Origin of the sequence: Mesorhizobium sp. M3A.F.Ca.ET.175.01.1.1 (assembly GCF_004791945.1) — a bacterium.
Lineage (GTDB): Bacteria > Pseudomonadota > Alphaproteobacteria > Rhizobiales > Rhizobiaceae > Mesorhizobium.
On sequence record NZ_SRTP01000003.1, the window covers coordinates 588,873 to 610,290 of the forward strand.

Genomic DNA, 21,418 nt, shown 5'->3' on the forward strand with positions numbered 1-21,418 from the left:
TCAAAGCTGCGTGTGCAGCCTGCTGGCCAGCCAGTCCGTCACCTTTTCGGTGAAGGGACGCGCTTGCCATTCCTCGAGGCTGATCTGTCTCGACTGCCCAAGATCCCGGTTGAACAGGTCGATCTGCGTCTGCGCGAACGCCTTGCCGTAGACGTTCAGGTTGACCTCGTCGTTGAGCCGCAGCGACCGCTCGTCCAGATTGGCGGAGCCGAAGGTCGCCCAGACATCGTCCACGATCAGCAGTTTGGGATGATACATCGTCGGCTGGAACTCGTAGATCCGCACGCCGGCCTCGAGCAGTTCGCCCCAGAAGTAGCGCGAGCCCTTTCGGACGATGGGCACATCCGTCAGCGCATTGGGGACGATGACGTCGACCGCCACGCCTCTCTTCCTGGCGTCCAATATCTGCTGCAGGGCGATGTCGTCCGGGACGAAATAGGCCATCCCGATCCTGATGTGATCCTTGGCGGCAGCCATCGCGGCCAGCATCATCAGCTCCATGTTTTCGGAGCCGTTCGGCTGCGAGGCGAGGATAAGCTGGGCGCTGAGTGACCCCACCGCTTCGGGCGGCGGGTAGAATTTCTCGCCCTGCAAAGTCTCGCCCACGGTTTCCAGCCAGTTTTCGGCGAACGCGGCCTGGAAGGCGGCCACGGCCGGTCCTTCGATCTGGTAGTGCGTGTCGCGCCACTCATCCGGATTGCGCGCATCTCCCAGCCAATTGTCGGCGATGCCGACCCCGCCGGTGAAGGCGACCTTGCCGTCGGTGATGAGCAGCTTGCGATGCGTGCGGTTGTTCACCCGGTCGAGCGTGTACCAGTAGACAGGCCGATAGCGCTGGAACCGCACGCCCGCGCTCGTCATGATGTGGATCAGGTCTTCATCGAAGGGCAGGCTGCCGACCCAGTCGACAAGCACGCGCACCTCGACGCCCTCCCGCGCCTTCGCAGCCAACGAGGTGGCGAATTCGTAGCCGACAGATCCCGACCAATAGATGTAGGTTTCCATGTCGATGGTGGAGCGCGCCGCATGGATCGCGCGCAGCATCGCCGGAAAGATCTCGTCGCCATTGACCAGGGTTTGCACGGCGTTCGCATCGAACATCTGTCCTTGCGAATAGTTGGTCATGCTCTTGGCGAATTGCGCATCGGCGGCATCGAAACGGTGCGGCACGATGCTGCGCAGAACCCGCGGCTCCGGCATCAGGTTGATGACGGCCAGCGTGACCAGGCTGGCGGCAATCGCAACGGCGACATATTTGAGGATATCGAGCCCGCGGCCGAGCCTTCGTCCGATCGATTTCCTGATTGCCGATAAAGCTCCAAAGCCTCGAGGCCGCACGTTGCTCGCCCTGCGGTTAAGTCCGGTGATTTGCCAACAGCAAGAACTTTCGATCCTGATGCAGGTTCCCGGCGTCGCGTGAGATGCATGGACACGCCCGGGCGCCCGACCTTTCACCCGTCGAATTCGAGAAGCAGCGGCACGATCGACGAACCGCTGCATCCTTCGCGCGCAATCGGCGTTGAAGATGGATCAACCAGGGTGGGTTTAGCCATGGACACCGATCGAGCGCTTCCTCACGCCAGCCCGGAGACCTCCGAGGAGCCGGATATCCTCGTCAACAAGACCGCGCATTTCGTCGGCGAATGGATCGATGAGCATCTGGCGGAGGTCCCGGCTGCGCTTCCTGACGACCTGGCCGCCGAGAGCCTGGCCGATCGATGTATCGCCGACGCGGCAAGCGAAGGGATACTGCCCGAGGACATCAGCGAGGAAGTCGGCGACCTCAAGGAATACATCGCCGACACCCTGCGCGCCGAGCACGGTCCGACTGGCGCCGGCTCTGGGAACCATGGCGAGGGCCTTACGGCGCCCGAGGGAGAAACGAATGCCGAAATTCCGCTTTGAGTTCATCGAAAGCACGGCCCAGCCGGCGATCCAGGTCGAGATGGAAAGTCTTGAGGCCGCGAAGGCGGAGGCAAGGCGGGCCGCGAAGGAGGCGATGCTCGACGGGATTGTCGAAGGCATGGATCCGACTTCCTGGGTGACGAAGATCTACGACGAAGCCGGCTACCTGGTCGCCACGATCGGCTTCCAGGACCTGGTGTCCGCCGCGCCCTCTGCTGGCCAGGCGACTGAGGAAACGGAAGAGCCAGGGGTGATCCGGTCCGGTTGAGAGGGCCTGGTCAGCCGGCCTTGCCTGGCCAGGCAAGGTCGATCCAGGCTGGGGCATGATCGCTGGGCTTCTCCCAGCCGCGCACGGCGACATCGACGCCGGCGCTTTGCAGCTTCTCCGAAAGAGCCGGGCTGGTCAGCAGGTGATCCATCCGCAGCCCGGAACTGCGGTCGTAACCGCCCCGGTAGGAGAAATTCCAGTAAGTGTAGACGCCTTTTTGGGGGTGGATCTGCCGAACCGCATCCGTCCAGCCCATGCCCAGCATGGCGGCGTAGGCCTGGCGGCTCTGCGGGAAATAGACGGCATCGCCCAGCCAGCGTGCCGGCACAACCGCATCGATCGGCGTCGGCACCACATTGTAGTCGCCGCAAAGCACGGTGTCCTGTGCGAGCAGCGTCTGGGCATAGCCTATCAGACGCTGGAACCAGCAGAGCTTGTAGTCGAATTTCGGTCCGGGCGCCGGATTGCCGTTCGGCAGGTAGATGCAGCCGATCACCAGCCCGTCGACCATGGCTTCGATGTATCGGCTGTGGGTGTCGTCCGGATCGCCGGGCAGCCCGCGCCTGCGCTCCAGCGGCTGTTTGCCCCGGGCGAGAATAGCCACCCCGTTGTAAGACTTCTGCCCGTGCCAGATGGCGCCGTAACCAGCCTGCCTGATCGCTTCGGCCGGAAACTTCTCGTCGGATGTCTTGAGTTCCTGAAGGCAGACGATGTCGTATGCGGTTTCGCCGAGCCATTTCAGCAGGACCGGCAACCGCCCGTTGACGCCGTTCACGTTGAACGTCGCGATCGTGGTCATCTTGGCGCTGGTCTGTGGGAGCTGATTGGCCGCAATCTAGCTGTCGTCCTTGTAGGTCTTGGCGGCCTCTTCGATCTTGCGCCAATCATTGCCGTAGCGCCTCACGAGCTCGCGCGCCTGCGCAGGCGACAGGTTCTGTGTCTCGACGATATGGTTCACTTCCGTCTCTTCGCCCTTCAGCGGACGCGAACGCGGTCTCTTCGGCCGGCCCGCCCGTGTCTCCTCTGCACCTCGCCTTGGCATGCATCGACCCTCCTGGTTTGGATTAACCGTCGAGAGCAAGGAAGGTTTCGGCGAGGCCAGGATCGTCGGCGGACGCTTAAGATGCGATCGCCGCCATTAACCATCAATTAACTATGCGGTCGCCTTTAATTCGATCTTGGAGGATACTGATTTCGGATGGTGAGTCGCTCCGGGGCGCGAACGAGAAAGCGCGCTTTGGCTCCGCACGAGAGCCGGATTGAAGGAAGCGACGGAACGCCGTCCTGACACGGGGAGGCGCCTGCATCGAATTCGATGAGGAGCGCCAAAATGCAGATCGAAGACGCAGTTGCAGCAGTGACAGCCGAAGCGAGCGCACTTCTGTCTTGCCTCGGCCAGCCTGTCGTCGCCTACCACGTCACCGAAATCATGAGAGAGACCGACATGGAGCACGCCCGCGAGATGCGGCTCGCCTTGGTGCGGCGAAGCATCGAGGCTCTTGTCGATGACGGCCTGGAGGACGCTGCGGCCGAACGCTTCGCATCACAGTTCAGCGGCCGCGTCGGCCTGACCTGGAGACTTCTGCACGACGGCACCTCGCACTGATCCCGACCAGGTTCCTGCAACGACCTGTTTTGGGCGCGGAGCTGATATCCGCGGATGTCAGCTTTAGAGCCGTTGCCGTCGTTTTCGTCCCACCTGCCGAACGACGGGTTTGCGCCTATCTCGGCCTAGCAGACAAACCTCAGTCGTTCTTCCCTGCACCACAAGCGGACCTACTGCTTCCGGCCCCTTTTTCGGTCCTATGGCTGCCCGAGAGGCTTCGCCTCCCCCGCCTCGCATTCCGGCAGCCGCACAGGTTTGGCGAGCTCTGCCAGCGCCTCGGGCTTGGCGCAAAGCGGAAAGCCGGCGAGCGGCATTGTCTCGATGAAACGACCGCGCTCCGTCTTGCTCAAGCTGTATTCATTGACCATGCCCTCGACGGTCAGGTCCGGATACCGTTTGAGGGTTTCCCTGACCGAAGCATTCGCGTCATCGATTCGATCGAGCGCCGCAAAGGAGCTGCTACGCATCATCCACTCCCATTTGCTGTAGTTATCGGTCGTCTTGCGCTCCAGCATCTTCAAGGCGTCCTCATAGCGGCCAGCCATAAAATAGGCATTGGAGTAGAAAGCGGTTGCCCACATCGGGTAATTCGGGTCGAGCCGTATGACTTGGTCGACCAACTGAGCGCCGCGTTCGGGTTCGTCGAAGGCTGACGCAAAGCCGGAATAGAATGTCAGGATTTCGGCCGACCCCGGAGCGAGGCGGAGGGCCGTGTCCAGCTCGACCTTGGCGCGGGCGTTGTCGCCCTTGTCTTTGAGGCTCATGCCAAAAACCGCGTGCGCCTCAGCGTCGCTCGGATCGAGCCGCACCGCGCGTTCGGCTACATCGGCAGCCGCCTTGACCTCGCTCTCGGGATTGATACCGAAGCCAGCCAATATGTTATGAGCATGATAAAGTTCCACCCAGGCGCGTGCGAACTCCGGATCCAACTCGACAGCGAGGTTGAGCAGCCTAATGGCCTCCTGCTCATCCGCTACGGTAATCTTTTCAATCCTTTCGGTTCCGAGCAGATAGTAATCATAGACAGTCAAGCTGTCCGGCCGCTTGCGCTTCGCTGCAGCCCGCCGCGCTCCCTGAATCAGCCCCACGCCGTTGCCGAGACGGTTGGTGACCTGCTCGGCGATCTCGGTTTGAATGGCGAACACGTCTTCAGCGGGCCGGTCCCATCGCTCCGACCACAGATGATTGCCGGTTTTTGCATCGATCAACTGCGCGGTGATCCGCAGCCGGCCTCCCTGGCGTTGGATCGAGCCTTCCAGCACATAGCCGACGTCGAGCGCATTTGCGACCTGGCGGACATCCAGCGACTTGCCTTTGTACGCTTGCGTCGAATTGCGTGCCACGACGTCGAGTTCGGGAAACTGCGCGAGATCGGTGATTATGTCCTCGGTGAGGCCATCGGCCAGACGCCCTGTGGCGTCGTCGCCGCCAAAGTTGTTGAAGGGCAGCACTGCGACCGACGGCTTGGCACCCAGAGCAGCTGAATGAAAGAACCACCATGTCCCGCCGCCGCCCAGCAGAGCAAACAGTACGATGGCCGCCGCCGTCCCAACCCAGCCCGGCATCGCCTTGCGCAAGGTCCGGCGCGGCCGCTTGCCGTCGAGCCTCAGCCGGTACATCCGAACCGGGCGGCTGATATTCTTTACTTGTTGCTCGCCAGCGAAATCGAGGGACCAATCAAGCTTGCCTTGCAGATGGTCAAAGGCTGTGCCCGACACGATCACGCCGCCAGCATCGGCGAGTTGCTGCAATCGCGCGGCGACATTGACGCCATCGCCATAGACATCGCCGTCAACCAACGCAACGTCGCCCAGATTGACCCCGATGCGGAACACGATGCGCTCAGGCTCCGGCAGACCTTCGTTGCGCGCGGCCGCCGCACTTTGGATTTCCGCTGCGCAGGCGACTGCGTCGACCACGCTGTCGAAGACGACAAGCGCGCCATCGCCCATCAGCTTGATGAGGCGGCCATGGTGCTGGGAGATGGCGGGGTCGAACAGCTCGGCACGAACGGATTTCAACCGCTCGATGGTGCCGGCCTCATCGGCCTCCATCGCCCTTGAGTAGCCGACCATGTCGGCCGCCAGGATCGCCAGCAGCTTCCGGTTCAATGGAGGGACGATCATCATCCGGCCCCCGGACCCAATAGGGCTAAAATGGTACACCCAGCGCAGCGCCCTGACGAGTGGCCCACCAAAGGCAGGGCCATCGATTAGCCCCGGTGGTCGGAAAGGTCGCTTCTGGTGCAAAGCGGTCCGCACGAGGCTGGATACACGGGTCGGCTTTCTTGCCCAGTCATCCTGAAAGTTGACAGTCGGGTCCCGGCCACTTTTCGGCCGTTGAGGTCAGCGCTGCTGCTCACCAAAAGCGGACGTGCACGGGCAGGGCGCGTTAGTTCAAGTCCCGACCCGAAGGAGACGGTCTCCGGCAAGCCAGCTGGAATCGAGCCCAGGCATCACCGCCTTCGGGCAATAATCTCGACCGGCGCAATCAGGCCGGCTGAAATGCTTTCGCTCATGTTTCGAACCATCTGGGGCCGCCGCGCTCCCATGAGTGTCTGGACGCCCAGGACCGTCCGCCCTGTGGCCGCCTGGGCGCGCTGCCGAGCGAAATAGTCAAGCGCAACGTCACGCCGCTGGCGCTCCGACAAGATCTCGAACCCTGCCGCGGAAAGCGCGTCGCGGTACTGCTCTGGGGCGGTGATGGCGTTCGCGTCCGCCGTACTCGCCCATGGCAGCGGATAAGACAGCTCGCCGGCACCAGTGCGCATGACGTCGAAGATACCAAGACGCGCATCCGCGCGCAGGACCCGCGCAACCTCCGAAAATAGTGCGCTCTTGTCGGCAATGTTCATTCCGACGTGCAACATGTATGCGGCAGTGAACGAGCCATCTGCGAAGGGCAGCGCCAAAGCATCGCCCTGCTGCAACGAGACGCGCTCCTTAAGATGCAGCCAGCCGGAGAGGACATTGCCGGCTTCGACGTAGTCGCGGGTGAGGTCGATGCCGGTCACCTGGCAACCATACTGCGCAGCGATCTGCCGGGCCGGTCCGCCGAGGCCACAGCCGATGTCGAGCACCCGATCCCCAGCGGTGAGCGCAAGTTGCGCTGCCAGCTCTGCCGTGGCGGCGCGGCCGCCGATGTGAAACTCGTCCACCGGCGAGAGATCCTCGGCGGTGACCGTGCTTTCGGTCTTCCCCATCGCGGCAAGGCCATCGCGGATATCCGCAACGAGGCTGCTTCGCGCGTAGTGGTCAGCAACCTGTGAACGCGGCGCCGCTTCCATGATCATCGCCCCTTTTGTGCACCTTCGCGGATCACCTCTGCGCCACCGCCCGCTTCCGTCATCGCAATCGGCCATTCCCCGAACTCGGTCCGCCTGTGATAGCATTTGATCCAAGCTCTAGCCATGACGGATCACGACCCGTGCTTCACATCGCATATCGATGAGCCTCCTGATGCTTGGCGGCTCAACCGTGTCAGTCCGCCTTGTCCTCCGAAAACATTGGAGAAACGTCCATCCACATCGCGCCCACGGCATGGCCGTCGGGATCAGCGAGGTCGCGGGTGTACATAAACCCATGATCTTCGATTGGATTGATGTCGGCAGTGCCGCCGTTTGCAGCAGCTGCGGCGGCCATCGCGTCGACGGCCTCGCGGCTATCCAGGGACAGCGCCAGCATGACCTCGCTGGACGTTGATGGCGGGATCGGCCGGGTGGTCATAGTCTGCCATTTTTCACGGCTGAGCAGCATGAAGTGGATTTCATCGCTCCACACCATCCCCGCAGCTGTCTCACTGGTGAACTTGGGATTGTTCTTGAAGCCGAGAGATTCATAGAAAGCCATGGACGCCTTCACATCGGTCACCGGCAGGCTCACGAAAATCTTCTTGCTCATAGATCGTCCCTTTCGAGATGCCAGTCCAGCGAGTGGCGTCTGCTTGAAGACGGTCGACCGACTGCAACGCCGACACGGCCTCTCATTTTTTTGGATCGCCACCGCAGCGGCACGGAAGCCGAGGCTCAGCATACGTTTGATCCAAGCCGCTCATTCAAGGCCCGGTCCTAGACAGGCTCTCTCCCCTGGTGGATCATGCGTGGTAGGTAGCCAGGGGCGCCGCCATGGACGTCGGAGGTTGGCTGCGGAGGCATGGCCTCGAACAGTATGAGGCCTCCTTCCGCGAGAATAAGATCGACGGCACGGTCCTGCCGAGATTGACGGCCGAGGACTTGAAGGATCTTGGCGTCGGTTTCGTCGGACATCGTCGTAAGTTGCTCGACGCCATCGCAGCCTTGCGCGCTCAAGCAAGCGCACCAACGCCGCTGTTATCCGATGCGCCTCCGGCAGTCGACAACGCCGCGAAGGACACCGCTGAGCGCCGCCAGGTCACCGTCATGTTCTCGGACCTTGTCGGCTCGACAGCGCTCTCCGCGCAAATGGACCCCGAGGATTTGCGTGAGGTGATTGCGGCCTACCAGAGGTGCGTTGCCGAGGCCGTGCGTGGCTTTGGCGGGTTTGTGGCCAAATACATGGGCGACGGCGTGCTGGTGTATTTTGGCTATCCGAAGGCGCACGAGGAGGACGCGGAGCGAGCCGTGCGAGCGGGGCTGGCGGTCGTTGATGCGATCGCAAGGCTGGCGACCCCGGCACAAGGGGCGCTTGCGGTACGCGTCGGCATCGCGACGGGGCTGGTGGTGGTGGGCGATCTCATCGGCGAAGGGGCGGCGCAGGAGGAAGCGGTGGTCGGCGAGTCGCCGAACCTGGCGGCGCGGCTCCAAGCTTTGGCGGCGCCCGGCCAGATCGTGATCCCGCTTGCGACGCGCCGACTGCTCGGCGGGCTGTTCGAGTTCGACGACCTGGGCCTGCACGACCTGAAAGGGTTCGACGCCCCGATCCGCGCGTGGCGCGTGCTTCGCGAGAGCGCCGCCGAGACCCGGTTTGAAGCGCGCGCGACGGGTAGCCTCGCCCCCACAGTTGGGCGCGAGGACGAGCTTGCTCTGCTCGCGGAACTGTGGAGCAAGGCCGCTTCCGGGAAGGGGCAGGTGATCCTGCTCTCCGGCGAGCCCGGCATCGGCAAGTCGCACCTGGTTCAGGCGCTCCGCGAGCGTCTGCGGGACCGGCCGCACATCCGCATACGTTGCCAGTGCTCGCCGTTCCACGCAAATAGCGCCCTCCGCCCGTCGATTGTTCAGCTAACCCGCGCGGCTGGCTTCCACCCAGACGATTCGCCGAGCGTAAAACTCGACAAGCTGGAGCGCCTCCTGGCGCGGTCCGCGGACACCGTCCCGGACGACGCCCCCTTGTTGTCGGCGCTTCTTTCGCTCCCGGCCGGCAGCCGTTATGCACCCCTGAACCTCAGTCCTCAGCGCCGCAAGGAACTGACTCTCGAGGCTCTGGCCCGGCAGCTTATCGGTTTGGCGGCCCGCCAGCCCGTGCTGATGGTTTTCGAGGATATCCACTGGATCGATCCGACTTCGCTCGAGCTTCTCGAGCGATTGGTCCCGCAGATTCCGCGCCTTGCAGTATTGGCGATCTTCAGTTTCCGCCCTGGATTCGACCCGCGTTGGATCGGCCACCCGCAGGTCACCTCGCTCGCGCTGAATCGCTTGAGCCGCCGGCAGGGCGCGGCCCTGGTGGGGCGGTTGACCGGGGGCAAGGCGCTGCCGGGCGGGTTGCTCGAGCAGATGGTGGCCAAGACAGACGGCGTGCCCCTGTTCCTCGAGGAGGTGACCAAGGCCGTCATTGAATCTGGCGTGTTGACCGATGAAGGCGACCGTTACGCCCTCTCGGGTCCGCTGCCACCGTTGGCGATCCCTGCAACCCTGCAGGATTCTCTGGTGGCGCGGCTCGATCGGCTGATGACGCCGGCGCGGGAGGTCGCGCAGATTGGCGCCGCCATCGGCCGCGAATTCTCTTATGATTTGCTGGCGGCGGTGGCGCAGCGCGAGGAACGGGAACTACAGGACGCCCTCGACCAACTGATCGGCGCCGAACTCGTGATCGCGCGCGGTCGGCCGCCGCACGCGACATGCATGTTCAAGCACGCATTGGTGGGAGATGCCGCCTATGCCACCTTGCTGCGCAGTCGCCGCCAGCAGTTGCACACCCGGATCGCCCACGCGCTCGAGCAGCATTTCGGCGAGGTCGTCGAACACGAGCCCGAGATCGTGGCTCAGCACTACACGGCTGCGGGCCTCTCACTTCAGGCTATCGGCTATTGGCAGCGCGCGGGAGAGAGCGCCAACGACCGTTCGGCCAACGATGAGGCCCAAAACCATCTGCAGAAAGCGCTGAACTTGATCGAAACGCTCCCTGCAGGCCCCGAGCGCCAGCGGCGCGAACTCGCAGCGCTAACGGTGCTGGGCCGCGTGCTCACCGCCAAGAATGGCTACGCAAATGCCGAGGTCGAGCGGGTCTATTCTCGCGCGCGCCGCCTTTGCGAGCTGATGCCGGAAGATGCGGCTGTCTTCCCGGTTCTGCTCGGCCTGGCCATCTACTCGGCCACGGGCGCCAAACTCACGTCGGCGCACGAGCTGAGCGGACGGCTTCTCGACCTTGCTCTGCAGAGTAACGATCCCGTGTGGGTGGTCGAAGCCCATTATGCTCGGGGGGTCAGCTCTTCTTGGCGCGGCGACTTCAGGGAGGCACGCAAACATCTGGAACTGGGCTCCGAAGCTTATCGCCCACAGCGACACCGGGCTCATCTCGCCCTCTACGGCCAGGATCCCGGACCGATTTGCCTATGTCGTGGGTCAGCAGTGCTTTGGCACCTCGGCTACCCCGACCAGGCGCTGACCCGGATGGAGGACGCCCTTGTCTTGGCCGAGCGATTGGCGCACCCCTTCAGCCGCGCTTACGTGCTGGTATGGGCAGCGTGGTTACGAATATTCCGACGCGAGGTGGCCGAAGCCGAGGAGCAGAACGAGCGTGGGCTCACCTTCGCGACCGAGCAGGCGTATCCCTTCTGGGTTGCCATGGCCGCCCAGCAGAAGGGATGGCTCTCGGCGAAGCAGGGCCATAAGGAGCGGGCGATCGCCCAAATCGAGGACGGCCTGGCCCGGATGCAAGCCGTCGGAACGCAAGTGACGCAGGCTTACACGATGGGATTGCTGGGGGAGGTGCTCGGGAGTGTCAATCGCGCGTCTGACGGCGTGCGCCTGATCGATCGGGCTCTCGACCAGGTGAACCGGACCGGCGAGCAGTGGTGCGATGCCGAATTGCTGCGGCTCCGAGGGGCGATATGCGCTGCCGCGGAACCAAGCGACTGGCACGAGGCTGAAATCTCGTTCCGCCAAGCAATTCAACGGTCACGTCAGCAAGGCGCCAAATCCTGGGAGCTCCGCGCCGCCACATCGCTTGCGCGCCTTTTGGCCGAACAAGGCAAGCGCGCCGAGGCGCATGACCTGCTCGCGCCGACCTACGGCTGGTTCACCGAGGGCTTCGACACGCTCGATTTGAAAGAGGCCAAGACCTTGCTCGACAAGCTGGGAGCATGATGACGTACATGCCAGCCATTCCCAGCCCCCGAAAGTGACACGGCAGCCTTGCGCCTCGAGGCGGTCGCTATTCATCGACGGACGCGCGTCCAGATGCGCGGTGAAGTCTGGAATCATGTTCCTTCGCCCTCGGCTGTCGACCATGTCGAGCCGGTTTTTGGCGGCGCAAATCGCCAGCGCTGGACGGCGCTGCTGCGTTGGGCGGTAAGGTTGGCGATTGCACATTTGCCGGGAACGATGCAGCCTAGCCTTGGGGGCTCGAAAAGCTGCCTCCCGGAGCGGGGCCATGCAGGAAGGATACGCGGCACGGCTACTGGTGCTTGTGACACGCGCCCAGTTTGCCGGCGTCATCCTGGGTTTGTCGCTGGTCGCGGCGCTTACCATTGTCCGGGCGCGCGACCCGCAGCCGTTGAGACTCGCCCGCGAAGCGACGTTCGACCAGTATCAGAGGCTGGCACCTCGCAGCTTCGAGTCGATGCCCGTCCGTGTGGTCGACGTCGACGAGGCGTCGTTGCAGAAGTTCGGGCAGTGGCCGTGGCCCAGGGATCGCATGGCGGCCCTGGTCGAGAAACTGACCGAGCTCGGTGCGGCGGCCATCGCATTCGACATCCTGTTCGCCGAGCCCGACCGTCTGTCGCCTCGCCGCGTTGTGCGCGACGTGCCAGGCATCGATCCGGCCTTGCTCGAGCGCCTGCCCGACAACGACGAAATCTTCGCCCGCTCGATCGCCGGCAAGCCGGTTATCCTGGGCTACGGCATCTCCAACGAAGGGAACTATCGGCCGCAAGTGAAGGCCGGCATTGCCTTTACCGGCGAGAGCCCGGTCGATGCTCCTCCCCATATCAGGGCAGCCACACCGCTGCGGCCGCAGCTTGAGGCCAATGCCGCCGGCATCGGACATATCAGCCTCAATCCGGGCAGATCGACCGCCGTGGTCAGGGCAGCCCCACTCTTCCTGAGTGATGGCGAGCAGCTTTATCCCGATCTTGCCCTGGAAGCCATAAGGGTGGCGCAGGGCGCCTCCACCTACCTCATTGCCGGTGCGCCGGATCGGCAGGGCATAATGACCTCCGTCAAGATCGGCGACTTCGTCATCCCGGTGACCTCGGCCGGCGAACTCTGGCTCTATGTCAGTCCCGACCGGGCGGAACGGTATGTTTCCGCCAAGGACGTGCTCGCACCCGACGGCGTCTCGCCCGAAACAAGGGCCGCGATCGAGGGCAGCATCGTGTTTGTCGGCACCTCCGCCGCCGGCCTGCAGGATATTCGTGTCACGGCGCTCGGCGAGAACGTGCCGGGCGTCTCTATCCACGCCCAGATCGTCGAGCAGGTGCTGTCCGGCCACTATCTGTCGCGGCCCGACTGGGCGAACGGGCTGGAAATCGCGTCCATCGCGACGCTGGGCAGCCTTCTGGTGGCTCTCACGATTTTCGTAAGCCCCGCGATCGCGCTCGCCTGCGGCCTGGCGATCACGGGCCTTGCGCTCGTCGCATCATGGCTTGCCTTTTCGCTTGCGGGACAGCTGTTCGACCCGTTTGCGCCGATCGTCATGGGCACGATCACGCATTTCGCGACAACCTCCTTCCGCTTCCTGGTGACTGACCGGGAGCGGCGCGCGATCCGGCGGGCCTTCGGGCAATATTTGTCGCCATCGCTTCTCTACCGCATCGAACATACGCGCAACGCGCTTCGTCTTGGCGGAGACGACCGCGAACTGACCGTTATGTTCGTCGATGTGCGAAACTTCACCGAGATCAGCGAGACACTGCCGCCAACCGCGGTCGTGCGGTTTCTGAACACGCTTCTCGACGCGCTCAGCCGTCATGTCACCGCCAACGAAGGCACGCTCGACAAGTTCATCGGCGATTCGATCATGGCCTTCTGGAATGCCCCGATCGATGTCGCGGATCATCCTGCCAAGGCCGTTCGCGCGGCATTGGCCATGCGTGAGACGATTGCTCGCCTCAACGAAAGCGATGCATTCGGCTTCGGGCCAGGGCAGACGGTTCGCGTCGGCATCGGAATCCATACCGGCATCGCCTGCGTCGGGAACATGGGTGCGGAGTCGCGCTTCAACTATTCCGCTGTTGGCGACGCGGTGAACACCGCGGCGCGCATCGAGACGGCGTGCAAGACGGTGAATTTCGACATCCTCGCGTCCGACGACACGGCACGATCGCTGACAGGCTGGGCCCTGCTCGAAGCGGGATCGCTGGAGCTCAAGGGAAAAAGCGCGAGGACCAGAATCAATGCCGTCGTCGGCGATGAACATGTTGCGTCGTCGCCGGATTTTGCGGAATTGCGGCTTGTCCACGGCAAGCTCCTCGAGGCGCTGCATTCGCGCTCTCCGGGCAGCCGAAAGATCATAGCGGCGGCCAAAGCCAAGGCCGCGGGCTTGCCGGCAGGCCTGCAGGACTTCTATGCCCGGATAGCGCGCAGACCGGGTGACTTTCTCGCCCAGGGGGCGGGAACGGCGGTGGAAGCGAATGCCGGCTATGCGGAGCAACAATTCGGCTCCGGTTCCTGACCGTCGCATACCAAGGAAAGGAGCGGCGATCTGCTGCTGCTGCCGTCGCCGCCGCCGGCCTTTGCCCTATTTTTTCCCAGGGCCCTCGGATTTTCCGGGATTGCTCGGATCATGCTTACCCGGATCATTGCCATGGCCGTTGTTGCCGTCATCCGCAGGCGGGTCCGGCGGGTCCGGCGGGCTTGGTGGATCGGGCGTGCCAGGACTGGGTGGACTGGCCGCCGGTGCGTGCGGCTCCGCCTTGTCCTGCTGAATGGCGGCGGCAAGCCCGCAACTTCCGCCGATCCCGGCAAAGGTTCCCGAAAGCTGCTGGGTACCGGTTAGAAACGGCAACGCCCGCGGGGTGCCGAGTGTGGTGAGCACAGATCGATTGACCTTGATAACGTCGGTCATTGCGCCTGAAGGCGTGGCGACCACGCAATCGCAGCGCCGCTTCAGTTCCCTGCATCCGCCGCCGCTGCAGAATTTGGCCGACCCTTTCAGGAGCACGACGGCGGTCTTGCCGTTGGGCGCGACGTGGACATCGAATGCGGTTCCCCGCACGCCTATCGTGCCTGCAGGCGTCACGATCCGGTAGGCGGATGAAGGCGAGCTTCCGCTTATCCAGCGAAACGTTCCCTTGGCAGCGCGGATGGTGAGGGTTTTCACCGACTTCTCATCGTTGAAAACGTACTTGTCGATGACGACGGAAGAACCCCAGCCTACCGCCAGCTTGGTGCCATCCAGGAACACGAATTGGCCAAGCCCGGTGTTGGAGGTCCTGATGCGCTCGTCCCGATGAACGGGCGCGCTGACCACCAGCGGTCCGGTTGCGCCGGTAACGGAAGTCTTGATCAGGACTGCCTGGCCCACTGCTTCGGCGGCCATCGTCGGTGTTGCATTGTTGAGAGTCGCGGCAAGCGCGGCAATGGCAGCCCACCTCAAGGACGGCATGGCATCCTCCCGAAACGCCCTTATTAGCACATGCTTGCATGGCTGTCCCTGCGGAGGCATACCTCAAATGGAGTAGAACATGGCTCTTTGGTCAGGAGCACTCGAAGCACGCATTGGAGCGCCGACGCATCGAGCCTCTTGTCGATGACGGCCCGGAGGGCGGCGCCGCCGAACGTTTCGCATCACAAACCCAACCGAACGGAAGAAGACCGGCGCCGGTCTTTTTTGGTGCGGCGAGCGGAGGATACAGGCCTCCGCTCGCGGATGGCCTGAGCGGTCAAGCCGCCTTGAGGTCCCTCAAGACCTTCTCGAAAGCATCCTTGATCGGCTTCGACACGTCCTCGGCAGCTCTCAGCATCAAGGCCTGCAAGGTTTTGGCCTGCTCGATGGAGGTTTCGATCTGCTTGTTGAGGAAGGCGGACTGCAGTTCCAGGAACTCGGAGGGTGATTTCGCGGCAACCAGTGCTTCGAGATGTGTGAAGCCGGCTTCGGTATTGGCTCGCAGAGCGGCAATCGTCTTCAGCGACACCTCGTTGCGGCTTGTCTTGGCCAGCTCAAAGCTCGACTCAAGCGCCTTCTGAGTGGTCTCGGCGTCCGATTGCAATTTGGAAAAGGCCTCCTTCGCCTGCTCGACGCCCTGTTCGGCGACGGCGCGAACCTGCTCGGTGGCCTTGGACGGATCGAAGCTGACGGATTCGACGTTCTCGATCGTTTCGGTCTTGCCGGTGGTCTTGGACATTTTTTCATCCTCTCCCAGAGAGTGGCCTCAAAACAAAGCCCCCTCCTTCATGGTACGAAACCACCGCAACGGATTTGTGAAGCTGACATGAATTTGTCGTCGGCGATGCAGGATCGGTCTGACGCACGTCAGGCTCTGGGTGGCATTGCATGAGCCCATCCTGCATCATGTAGGTGGTTGAGCGTCGCTTGCGCGCCGCGTTGGCCATTCGCAGGCCAATGGCATTTCCGAAGAAACGCTAATATACATCATGGTTCGAGCGAGCAGCGCCTCTGCCTACTCGAGGGATGCCATGCGAAGGTTCATCTTCACGGCCATGTGCATTGCCGCCGCGACAGGCGCGAACGCCCATGACTGGTACGAAAACAAGGTCGATCCGATAACGCATTTCAAGTGCTGCGGCGGGACTGATTGCCGCCCCATACCTCAGTCTTCGGTGCAGTCCAGGATCGACGGCGGCTACAACTATCTGCCCGATGGTTTCCACATCCCGCGTGAGCGTGTGCAGGAATCGCCGGACGAGCAGTATCATATCTGCGAGAACACCTACGTCATAACCAATCAGCCATATCTGCGCTGCTTCTTCGCGCCGCGGCTCAAGATGTCTCGACTGCTCTCGCGATAAGACAATAGAAGCGACCGGGCTCTATCTCGACCACAGCAGCCGCCGCGACGCCAGCGCCAGGCCGAGCCCGGCGGACGGCCCCGCCGCGCTGCGGGAAATACACGACGCTTCGCCGCGGTGAACGCCTTCGCTCGATCTTGCGTCTTGTCGCCGCCCTTCAGCATGGTTGCGGATTTCAGATCTGCAGCGTCGGCTTGCATCGCCAGCCGATGCTCACCGCTCCGGAACCACGGCCCACAGCGTCCTGGCAAAGCCGCGCTTGTCGAGCGGCCACGTCTCGCCGGTCACCACTGCCTTGCCGCCTTGACATTTGTAGGAGTAGACGGCGTCGTGCCCCGTCGCGAAGGCCGGCACGACGTCGTCGTTCGGATTGGCCTTGCAGAAGGCGTCCGCGCCGGGATTGTCGCGCGCCGCGTTCATCCTGGCGCAGGGCAGGTTGGCGCCGACGACGCAGACCAGGACCTTGCCGTCCATGCAGCGATAGTTGGCCTGCGTCTGCAGCTGCGACTCGTCCGGCGTGGTCCTGGCGTCGGGCATGAGCTTTTTGAGCGCCTTGAGCGTGCCGTCGTAAAGCTCGTGCGAATAGGGCCGGATCGTATCGTCATTCCGCAGCTCGCGGCACAGTCGATAGAGGTCCGCGCTGTTGGCTGCATTGCCAGAGGCGATGATGGCGAAGACGCCCAGGGCCGGCGGCAGCACCGTCGCGAAACCGATCGTCCAAAAGCGCAACGCCCGCATATGCGACCTCCTCGGAGGCCCCGCGTCGAAGTTTTCCGGCGCCGCAGTCGACGCCTGCGCAGGCCCTCAAGCCACTTGCAGCTTGCTCGTCACCGCGCCCTCATGCAAGCCGCCCGCGCGGTCACGGGCAGCATTCGGCCTGCCAATTGCCGGGTTGGAGTCTGAAGTTTCGATGCGCCATGGCTGCTCGCGACGCCATCTTCGGAACCACCGGCGCCGCCGCAGGTTGAATTCGATCTGCGGCCGATGGATGTTGGGCGGCCGCTCCATCGCTGTTGGAGGATCCGGCCTTGAGCATCGTCGAGAGGATGAAGAAGGCGGCGGAGAAGGTCACCGGCATCGCAAGGCCGGGCAAGGCGCGGCTCGACGGCTGCCTGCGCGAGCGCAAGGCGAACGCCTTTCGCTTCAAGGATGACGGCCTCGTGCCCAATCATCCCTCCTGGCCGCTGATCGTCTATCGCGGCGCCGTCAAGCTGCCGGACGGCCTCGATCCGGCGGCGGTCTTCGAGGAGCTTTTCGACGCCAATGGCTGGGGCGACAGCTGGCGCGACGGCATCTACGATTATGTCCATTATCATTCGCGCATCCACGAGGTGCTGGGCGTCGCGCGCGGAACCGCCAAGGTGCGCTTCGGCGGCGACAAGGGCCGGGCGCTGTCGCTGAAGGCCGGCGACGTGGCGATCCTGCCGGCCGGCACCGGGCATCAGCGGCTCTCGGCATCCGGCGACTTTTTCGTCGTCGGCGCCTATCCGCGCTCCGGCACCTATGACGAATGCACCAGGCCCGAGCAGCACGCCGAGGCGCTGCGAACGATCCCGAAAGTCGGCCGTCCGGCGAAGGATCCGGTCTATGGCGGCGATGGTCCACTGCTTGCCGCATGGAAGCGGGAGCGATGACCAGCATCGTGGCCATCGAGCATATGACACTCGACGGCGTGTATCAGGCTCCCGCGCGCGCCGACGAAGATACCCGCAACGGTTTCGCGCATGGCGGCTGGTCCAACGCCGGCAACGACGCGAGGATGCAGGAAGTCATCGGCCGCTACATGATCGGCGGATGGTCGCTGCTTGCCGGCAGGATCACCTATGAAGACCTTTATGAGGGCTGGGCCGTGAGGCAGCCCTCCAGCCCGATGACGCAGGCGCTCACCACCGTGCGGAAGTTCGTGGCCTCCCGCGATGCCGGCTATGAGCTTCGCTGGGACAATTCCACGCTGCTGGCCGGCGAAGCCGTGGAGACGGTGCGCCGGCTGAAGCAGAGCCACGACCGGCCGCTGATCCTGTTCGGCAGCGGCAGCCTGCTGCGCTCGCTGATGCGGGATGCGCTCGTCGAGGAAGTGGTGCTGATGATGCATCCGCTGATCCTGGGCGAGGGGCTCCGCCTTTTCGAGACCGGGTCTGCTCTGTCGAAGTTGAGATTGTCGAGCCAGGCCACGACCGAAACGGGCGTGGCGATCCTCACCTATGCCTGCGCGGCGACGCACGGGCCTGTCCTCATCAGTTGATCTTCCGTCGCCGGCGGCTATCCGCGTCTCGGCACCTGTGACGAATGCACCAGGCCCCAGCAGCATGCCGAAGCGCTGCGCACGATCCTGAATGTCGGCGGTCCGAAGAAGGACCGGGTCTATGGCCGCCGTGGCCCGCTGAGGACGCAAGGAAGCATCGTGGGCACTCGACTGATGCCAGGGCTCGCGGGACCGCTCGAACCGGGGTCACGTTTGTGGCTTCTGCACGACTCAAATCGAACCTGCGACTGCAATCCTGCTGCTTATTCGACTTGCCTCAAGACATGCATTAGAATACACTAATATTTCATAATCTTGGGATCACCAAGTGAGGGGCGAGAACAAGGCGTCAACAGCTTCCAGTATGCAGCCGTGATGGCAAGCGGCCGTGCCAAATGGCACTGATCGACAAAGCGCTCTCCAGAGCATGAGCGAACAGTCGGCATGCACCTGCAAAGCTTTCGCTGGTAAGCTCTGGCACCAGACGTGATGTTATTTCTGCGCCGCTTCGCACCCGGCTCGGGGCATGCGGCGAGCTGTGCGTAACAGCGCTGGTGGCTAAGCCTGTTCGGTAAGCGATCGATGATCGCAGGCCTCTCTTGATAGACGAGGGCCAGATGCCGACCTGTTTTTCACATCCGTATATCAAGCTGGACCGGTTTCTATTGCTCGCGATCTCCGCGGTTGCGCTTCTGCTTTGCGCGGGGGGCGGGAAATTGTATGCGGGGGAGTTCAAGAACACTCCCTGTTGGTTTGAGGTTCCGCCGGACCGCACAATGACGTGCGGCGTGCTCAGCGTGCCTGAAAACCGCAAGAAAAAGACCGGCAACCAGGTCACCCTGTCGGCAATCGTCTTCGAGCCGGAACGCGAGCGCCACGAGCCCATTGTGTTTCTCACGGGGGGGCCGGGTCAGCCCGCCGACATAAGCAACAGGGAAGACATTGACGGATGGTGGGAATTCATCGGTGCTCAAAGCTGGATGATTGGGCGCCGGGTTGTCGTTGTCGATCAGCGCGGGATTGGAAAGTCGGCTCCGACCCTGGACTGTTCGCAATATTTTGAGCCTGATCACTGGAACGCCATTCTGAAAAGCGTCGCGGCCGACAACAACTTTGGCAGCTTCCAGAAGAAAGAGCTTGTCGCGTGCAGGACCGCGTTGGTCGCCAAGGGGATCGATCTCGACGCCTACAATACTGAGGAAAACGCCGAGGATATCAATGATCTCCGCAACGCTCTCGGGATAGAAAAGTGGGTTCTGTATGGTATCTCTTACGGTACCAGACTCGCGCTTGAGGTGATGAATCAGCACCCTGAAGGCGTCTCCGCGAGCATATTGGATTCAGTTGTTCCGTTGGACATCAACTATCTAAGCGAGGACGGTCCAAATCTGGAGCGTTCGCTCAAATTGCTGGAGCGGGATTGCCAAAAAGAAAATAGCTGTATGAAAGACCTGTCAAAGGCCGTTCAGGTTATCGCCAGGCAATTGGATCGGCAGCCGCTACTTTTACGAAGTTCTGGCCAGGATGCCAAATACACATATGTGTCTGGCGCAGAGTTCTTGGATATCATTTTCGGCATGCTCTATGATCGCGATGCGATCCTGTCGCTGCCGGAGCTGATCGAGAGAACATATGAACAGGATTTCAGGCCTCTGGCCGATATATTGTTCGAGCCGGACGATCTGGAGATTTCCCAGGGAATGGATTTCTCCGTCACTTGTTCCGACAACAATATGCCTGATCTGAGCGACAAGAACGATCAATACTGGGCAAAATGGGTTCAATCGGACGACTATTCCTGGGCGTGCCCCGTTTGGGCTCTTGAGCACGGGGCAGCATCTCAGCCGCCGCCGCGCCGCACCGACATACCAACGCTTCTGTTGTCGGGCGAGTATGATCCGGCAACGCCAACCGTGTGGGCAAATCACGCGGCCCAAACGCTTCCTTTCGGGCAAGTGGTTGTTTTCCGCGGAATCGGACACGACGTCATAGATTCCGATCCATGCGGGTCGAAGGTGACCGCCGATTTCCTGGCAAATCCTCGGCGCAAGGTGACGACTGCATGCATCGCGCAGATGGAGGCTCCCAAGTTCGCGAACCCCGTTCAGAAAATGTGGTCGGGAGTGACGGCACAACATGCCTTGTCGGCAATGGCGTCCAAGCAGGTGAGATTGCCCTTCCGTTTCCGCCACCTCGGTTCTGTCTCGTCCGAATAAATGTCGCGAAAGTGGAGAGGAGATTGAACAATGTCTATGACACGTCGCGCATTGCTTTCCACGCTGAGTGCAAGTGTCATTTGCGTCGCCTTTGATGGCGTTGCGTCCGCGAAAGGTGGCGGAGGCGGCAAGGGCGCGGGCCGGGATGGCGCGCTGGATACGGGAACCGGAATTGTACCCAGTCCGGCCAACGCAACCAACCAGATGCAGGTAAGAAGTTTCAGGATTTTCGAAGGCAAGGCGTGTCGTCGTGACTACATGCGGTTTTGCCCCACGAAGCCGATAGGCAAATGCGACCTGGAAAGCAGGGTCGACCAATTGTCGCCTGACTGCAAAGACTTCGTCGCTAAGCATCGGTGAAAGCCACAGCATCTGGCTGGGACTATGATCCTGGCGATCCGATGCGGCTTGCCTGGAGGGCAAGAATTGCTTCAGCCTCGTCCTGAAGCTGGGCGGGTTGTGAAACTCACGGATATTTCGTCTGCTTCACCTCGTCCCGGCTGTCGCTCTCCAACGCCTTCGGCAGCGGCAGGCTGGAGCATTTCAGGTGCACCTCACGGGCGAACCGCTTTCGCTGCTGCCGCTCGTGCTCTTTAACGGCCGCTACCAGCCCCATGCTGTAGGGGCCGAGCATCACGCCGAAACCCCAGCCGGGGTGCTCTTTCTCGCGAGTCTCGTAGTTCGAGGCATCCATGCGGGCTTGCTGGCATTCCGGCGACGCCCATTTCGCGTCCTGCCGCGAAAGCGAGGCTTCGTAACTGACCGGAGAACTCGCGCATCCAGCCACCGCCGCGCTCAGCGCGACGACCATTGCAATTCTCATCCGCAAGCCTCTCCTAATTTTAGGCCGGAGAGAGCA

20 protein-coding genes are annotated in these 21,418 nt (G+C 62.6%); 10 read left to right on the forward strand and 10 right to left on the reverse strand.

All coding sequences use genetic code 11. From position 1 onward, the window contains the following. Positions 1–1,338, reverse strand: coding sequence for a phospholipase D-like domain-containing protein (locus tag EN818_RS10900; RefSeq protein WP_245420626.1), 1,338 nt, complete (start codon positions 1,336–1,338; stop codon positions 1–3). A gap of 213 nt (positions 1,339–1,551) precedes the next feature. On the opposite strand from EN818_RS10900, the gene EN818_RS10905 reads away from it, so the two are divergent. Next, complete coding sequence (locus EN818_RS10905) at positions 1,552–1,905, forward strand: DUF768 domain-containing protein (RefSeq protein WP_165349876.1); 354 nt, start codon at positions 1,552–1,554, stop codon at positions 1,903–1,905. After that, a complete protein-coding gene (locus EN818_RS10910; RefSeq protein ID WP_095808869.1) occupies positions 1,886–2,173 on the forward strand; it encodes a hypothetical protein in 288 nt (95 codons plus the stop codon). The genes EN818_RS10905 and EN818_RS10910 overlap by 20 nt, the downstream gene beginning before the upstream one ends. A gap of 10 nt (positions 2,174–2,183) precedes the next feature. Here the strand turns inward: EN818_RS10910 and xth are convergent, their stop codons facing one another. Together xth and EN818_RS10920 are read right to left on the reverse strand one after the other, a co-directional pair. After that, positions 2,184–2,972, reverse strand: a complete 789-nt coding sequence (gene xth / locus EN818_RS10915; protein WP_095808870.1) for an exodeoxyribonuclease III — start codon at positions 2,970–2,972, stop codon at positions 2,184–2,186. A 36-nt stretch (positions 2,973–3,008) separates the two neighbouring features. Continuing rightward, on the reverse strand, positions 3,009–3,215 hold the full coding sequence (locus EN818_RS10920; protein WP_129552849.1) for a DUF3606 domain-containing protein: 207 nt from the start codon (positions 3,213–3,215) through the stop codon (positions 3,009–3,011). Positions 3,216–3,503: 288 nt separating this feature from the next. Here EN818_RS10920 and EN818_RS10925 point away from each other — a divergent pair, with 288 nt between their 5' ends. Beyond that, a complete protein-coding gene (locus tag EN818_RS10925) occupies positions 3,504–3,779 on the forward strand; it encodes a hypothetical protein (protein WP_245420627.1) in 276 nt (91 codons plus the stop codon). A 197-nt stretch (positions 3,780–3,976) separates the two neighbouring features. Here EN818_RS10925 and EN818_RS10930 read toward each other — a convergent pair whose 3' ends face one another. The 3 genes from EN818_RS10930 to EN818_RS10940 all read right to left on the reverse strand — a co-directional run bounded on the left by EN818_RS10930 (position 3,977) and on the right by EN818_RS10940 (position 7,678). Next, a complete protein-coding gene (locus tag EN818_RS10930; protein WP_135904528.1) occupies positions 3,977–5,905 on the reverse strand; it encodes an adenylate/guanylate cyclase domain-containing protein in 1,929 nt (642 codons plus the stop codon). A gap of 329 nt (positions 5,906–6,234) precedes the next feature. Beyond that, positions 6,235–7,071 carry a methyltransferase domain-containing protein gene (locus tag EN818_RS10935; protein WP_165349875.1) on the reverse strand — a complete coding sequence of 279 codons (837 nt, stop codon included), beginning with the start codon at positions 7,069–7,071 and terminating at the stop codon, positions 6,235–6,237. Between the two features lie 187 nt (positions 7,072–7,258). Continuing rightward, positions 7,259–7,678, reverse strand: coding sequence for a VOC family protein (locus tag EN818_RS10940; RefSeq protein WP_095808873.1), 420 nt, complete (start codon positions 7,676–7,678; stop codon positions 7,259–7,261). A gap of 224 nt (positions 7,679–7,902) precedes the next feature. On the opposite strand from EN818_RS10940, the gene EN818_RS10945 reads away from it, so the two are divergent. Both EN818_RS10945 and EN818_RS10950 read left to right on the forward strand, forming a co-directional pair. Further along, the gene (locus EN818_RS10945; RefSeq protein WP_095808874.1) at positions 7,903–11,277 is read left to right on the forward strand and encodes an AAA family ATPase; all 3,375 of its coding nucleotides are present in this window, start codon (positions 7,903–7,905) and stop codon (positions 11,275–11,277) included. A gap of 322 nt (positions 11,278–11,599) precedes the next feature. Continuing rightward, the gene (locus EN818_RS10950) at positions 11,600–13,804 is read left to right on the forward strand and encodes an adenylate/guanylate cyclase domain-containing protein (protein ID WP_095808953.1); all 2,205 of its coding nucleotides are present in this window, start codon (positions 11,600–11,602) and stop codon (positions 13,802–13,804) included. 66 nt (positions 13,805–13,870) lie between these two features. On the opposite strand, the gene EN818_RS10955 is transcribed toward EN818_RS10950, so the two are convergent. Further along, positions 13,871–14,737: a FecR domain-containing protein gene (locus tag EN818_RS10955; protein ID WP_095808875.1), complete on the reverse strand. Its 867-nt coding sequence runs from the start codon at positions 14,735–14,737 to the stop codon at positions 13,871–13,873. Between the two features lie 277 nt (positions 14,738–15,014). Continuing rightward, a complete protein-coding gene (locus tag EN818_RS10960) occupies positions 15,015–15,476 on the reverse strand; it encodes a phasin (RefSeq protein WP_095808876.1) in 462 nt (153 codons plus the stop codon). A 292-nt stretch (positions 15,477–15,768) separates the two neighbouring features. On the opposite strand from EN818_RS10960, the gene EN818_RS10965 reads away from it, so the two are divergent. Continuing rightward, positions 15,769–16,101: a hypothetical protein gene (locus tag EN818_RS10965; RefSeq protein WP_129552846.1), complete on the forward strand. Its 333-nt coding sequence runs from the start codon at positions 15,769–15,771 to the stop codon at positions 16,099–16,101. 213 nt (positions 16,102–16,314) lie between these two features. Here EN818_RS10965 and EN818_RS10970 read toward each other — a convergent pair whose 3' ends face one another. Next, a complete protein-coding gene (locus EN818_RS10970; RefSeq protein WP_095808878.1) occupies positions 16,315–16,839 on the reverse strand; it encodes a hypothetical protein in 525 nt (174 codons plus the stop codon). A 290-nt stretch (positions 16,840–17,129) separates the two neighbouring features. On the opposite strand from EN818_RS10970, the gene EN818_RS10975 reads away from it, so the two are divergent. The 4 genes from EN818_RS10975 (at position 17,130) to EN818_RS10990 (ending at position 20,919) form a co-directional block, all read left to right on the forward strand. Then, entirely contained in the window at positions 17,130–17,735 is a 606-nt protein-coding gene (locus EN818_RS10975) for a cupin (protein ID WP_095808954.1), read from the forward strand. After that, the gene (locus EN818_RS10980) at positions 17,732–18,343 is read left to right on the forward strand and encodes a dihydrofolate reductase family protein (protein ID WP_165349874.1); all 612 of its coding nucleotides are present in this window, start codon (positions 17,732–17,734) and stop codon (positions 18,341–18,343) included. The genes EN818_RS10975 and EN818_RS10980 overlap by 4 nt, the downstream gene beginning before the upstream one ends. Before the next feature lie 617 nt (positions 18,344–18,960). After that, positions 18,961–20,559: an alpha/beta hydrolase gene (locus EN818_RS10985; RefSeq protein WP_129552844.1), complete on the forward strand. Its 1,599-nt coding sequence runs from the start codon at positions 18,961–18,963 to the stop codon at positions 20,557–20,559. Between the two features lie 30 nt (positions 20,560–20,589). After that, entirely contained in the window at positions 20,590–20,919 is a 330-nt protein-coding gene (locus tag EN818_RS10990) for a hypothetical protein (protein WP_129552843.1), read from the forward strand. A gap of 106 nt (positions 20,920–21,025) precedes the next feature. Here the strand turns inward: EN818_RS10990 and EN818_RS10995 are convergent, their stop codons facing one another. Continuing rightward, on the reverse strand, positions 21,026–21,382 hold the full coding sequence (locus EN818_RS10995; protein ID WP_095808882.1) for a hypothetical protein: 357 nt from the start codon (positions 21,380–21,382) through the stop codon (positions 21,026–21,028). Between the last annotated feature and the right edge of the window lie 36 nt (positions 21,383–21,418).